This window comes from Faecalitalea cylindroides (assembly GCF_028321995.1).
GTDB classification, from domain to species: Bacteria; Bacillota_I; Bacilli_A; order Erysipelotrichales; family Erysipelotrichaceae; genus Faecalitalea; species Faecalitalea cylindroides.
The window spans coordinates 1-3,669 of sequence record NZ_JAQLXG010000032.1; the positions used below are offsets into that span (position 1 = coordinate 1).

The 3,669-nt window shown below is 29.7% G+C and carries 2 protein-coding genes; both read right to left on the reverse strand.

What is annotated here, in order from left to right:
* Positions 1–39: 39 nt before the first annotated feature.
* Positions 40–987 (reverse strand): N-acetylmuramoyl-L-alanine amidase family protein, encoded by a 948-nt coding sequence (locus PND65_RS09540; RefSeq protein ID WP_271991853.1) that lies wholly within the window; start codon positions 985–987, stop codon positions 40–42.
* A 456-nt stretch (positions 988–1,443) separates the two neighbouring features.
* Positions 1,444–3,159, reverse strand: a complete 1,716-nt coding sequence (locus PND65_RS09545) for an S-layer homology domain-containing protein (protein WP_271991856.1) — start codon at positions 3,157–3,159, stop codon at positions 1,444–1,446.
* Between the last annotated feature and the right edge of the window lie 510 nt (positions 3,160–3,669).

The window sequence follows — 3,669 nt, forward strand, 5'->3', positions numbered from 1 at the left end:
GGATTCTATGGCTCACTCCAATGGATTGGCTGGCTCTCTCTATTGGACGAAGTGGCTCTCAACCATTGGAATACTCACACCTGTTCTGGTCATCACAACTCGAACATTTTTATAAGTTTCAAGCTCTTGTTTACAATAATTCGCAATCTTTAAATTTAATGTAGCTTCACTTATTCCATAATAAGTAGTTGAACCTGGGTCACTTCCACCATGCCCTGGATCAAGAGCAATTACAAATACTTTACTTTCTTTATTATCAAAATTATTATCAATTGATAAACTTGATAATGAGGAAGGAGTCTTTGAAGATATTTCTTTAATCTTCTCTTCTATCAACGTTTCGGAATTCTCCATATTATCTGGATTTAAGGATACAATTGAGCCTTCAACATCTGACATATCTAAATTTGTTTCATTTGAATATGTTGCAACATATCCATCATACTCTTCATTAACACCAAATAGAGCATCTATCCCTAAATCAGATAATATAATCTGATACTCTTGATTATCAATAAAATATCTAATTTCAGTTACTTTATAAACTCCTGATTCCTCGTCTGTAAAAAGTCTTTTAAAATGAAAAAGTTGACCAACTCTATTAATATTCTCTATTTCTATTATTGAATCACCATGCCCTTCAATAATCAGATTCATCCGTGAAACATCTTCACTCCCATCTCCGAAAGAAACCACAAACTCACTTTCATCAGGTGTTTCCAAATATGGAGAACCAACATAAAAATAATTAACTTTTGCCGCATCACCTTTTAAAACTAAATTCAAAGTTTCTTCTGTATTATCTTTGACGTTGATTGCTTCATCTGTTTGATTATTTTTATTATTTGTTTCTTCTTCTAAAGCTATATTATTCTCTGGCTCAAAAAATTTATCATCTTCAATTGCAAATATTGGGGTTTGTATGTTTGTTAAAGATGTTAATAAAACAAGTGTTAATAAAATAATGATTTTTTTGATTTTTGACATAAATACTAAATTCCCTTTCTGCATGTAAATAACTAATAAATGATTATTCATCTTTTATTTTATAGTTTGACATTATCATTAATACTCTATTGAAAATAGACTAATTAAGTAAAAAAATTAATTTTACTTCCTTTTTTCATATATGCATTTTTTTATACAACTCTATATTCAGGTAATTCAAGTTAGATAATGTATCAAAAAATTATCTATATCAAGTTTTGTGTTAGCATTCAATCCATATGTTTTCATCAACACTTCTCATTACTATCATCTGACTTATAAAATCCCAACTACTCTAAAACCTTATAAATATAAAATCCTAGATATTTTTAGGTTTTCTCCATACATAGCAAAAAATAGAATATCCTTATTACAGAAATATATGATTGAATATCTTTTTCTACATGAATATAAATGAATCCAATAACATTTTCTTTTTATATCAAACCAAAGTAATTACTTATAATATTCCATGAATCGCATGATGATCATTGCGCATTCAGCACGGCTCGCATTCCCCTGTGGATCCAGCTGGGTTTCATTGTATTTCCCTGTGATGATCCCTTCTCCAACTGCCCAGGACATCGCTTCTTTTGCAAATTCATTTACATTGCCGGCATCTGTATATTTGCTTATGTCGGCTCTTGCACTTGTATCATATCCAAGATAATTCGCATATCGATACATCATCACAGCCATCTGCTCTCGGTTGATATTGTCTCCAGGACCAAACTTTCCTGTATCCTCGTATCCTGTGACCACTCCAATATCACTTGCCCATAGGATCGCATCCGTATACCACTGATTATCGGCTACATCTGGGAACTTGTTCGTATATTCCATATCCGGTGAACCATTCATCCTATGCAGGATAACGGCAAACTGTGCTCTGGCTAAATTTTCATATGGTCCAAAGGTCGTTTCGTTAAGTCCTGTCATCATTCCATTGTCATAGACATATTTTACAGAATTATAGAACCAGTCTTCTAAAAAAACATCCGTAAATGGAAATTTTGTACCATCAACAAAACTTATATTTGCCTCTACATACATCTCTTGCTCATCATACTCAAATTTTTTGTCTATACATTTAAAAGTATAATCAAAAGAATTTATTTCGTTATTTGGTAGTTCCACAATACCACTTACTGGATTATAATTACATTCTTTACTTTCTATACTTACTCTAGAAAGATATTCTTGTGGTATATAGTTTGAAAGATCTACAATCCATTTTCCATTTCTTTTATATGATTCTACACTTATATCTTGTGGAGATGTATACAATATGTTTAATTTCGTATTATTGCTTAAATCAAGATATGGCAAGTGATTCGTATAACACGTTAAATTTGTTAATTCGGTATTATTTCCCAAATACAATGTATTCAGTTGATTCTCATCTAAAAATAACTCTTTCAATTTTAAATTATGAGATAAATCGATACTTGATAATTTTGATAGCCCAATACTTAGATGAACTAAATTAGTATTAGAACTTACATCTAGATGAGTTAAAGCTGTATCATATAAAGATATTTTTTGTAAATCAGTTAAACCACTAATATTTAACTCAGTTATATTCATTTCACTACATCCAAGTTCCTGAAGTTTTTTACATTTTGTTAAGTCAATACTTGTTATTTGATTGCCCCCAAAAGAAGCAACAAGCAACTCTGGATTATGACTCAAATCTAATTCTGTCAGTTCATTATTACTACAATATAATGTAGCTAATTTAGGATTATGACTTAAGTCAAGACTTCTTATTCTATTATCTCGACAGTATAAAAATTCTAGATTGGGATTCATACTCAAATCTAAATATTCTATTTGATTAGAGTCACATAGGATTTGTTGTAAATTTGGAAAAAATTCTATCCCTTTTAAGCTTTTAATCTCACGATTACTTACAGAAATATAAGAAAGATTATCTGCTAAAGACTTATTGATTTTATTATCGTTATCAATATCCCATTCATCTTTCATGTATTCTCTAAAATTAGGATCTGGAAAATTTGTTTCATTAATATCTATATCTCCCTCGGCAACCTGCTGAGCATCAACATTTTGGTAACCAGAATTGTTTATAACATCTTCTGCATATACATTCAAATTAGTACAAGCTAATAAACAACTCAAAGTTAACATTGATATTGTTTTAATCTTCATAACATTATTCATCTCCTTAAATCAATCATAATTTTATCATCATATATTTATTTAAAAAAGAAAAATTCAACGTCTACTATAATTTTAGCACCTCATTAGTTCGCATTATTATAAAAGCTGTCTATAATGCTTTAAGTAAGTAAGAAAATAAAAAACAATGATATCAATTAAAAATAATACGATGATATCATCAATTAATTAGATATATTCATCTTTTTAGTCTCGACAAAATCCCTTATCTTTATCTATAAAGTATAATCTAGTCTGTCATTGTTTATGTTCATTATAAGATATGACAGCTAATCGGAAAACAGACAATAAATATTGATTCGTTTCAGTAAAAACTTTGCATCTGGTCATGCTCAAGAATCGTGATCAAACCGATTATTCTTATAAGCCACACTGGCATTCTAGGAAAAGTTTACCATAAAAGAAAAAGGGGGTCTAACAGTTAAAAGTTAGATCTAAAAAAGGACTGGAATTCCTTAAATGGAAACTCCAGTCCTTTTT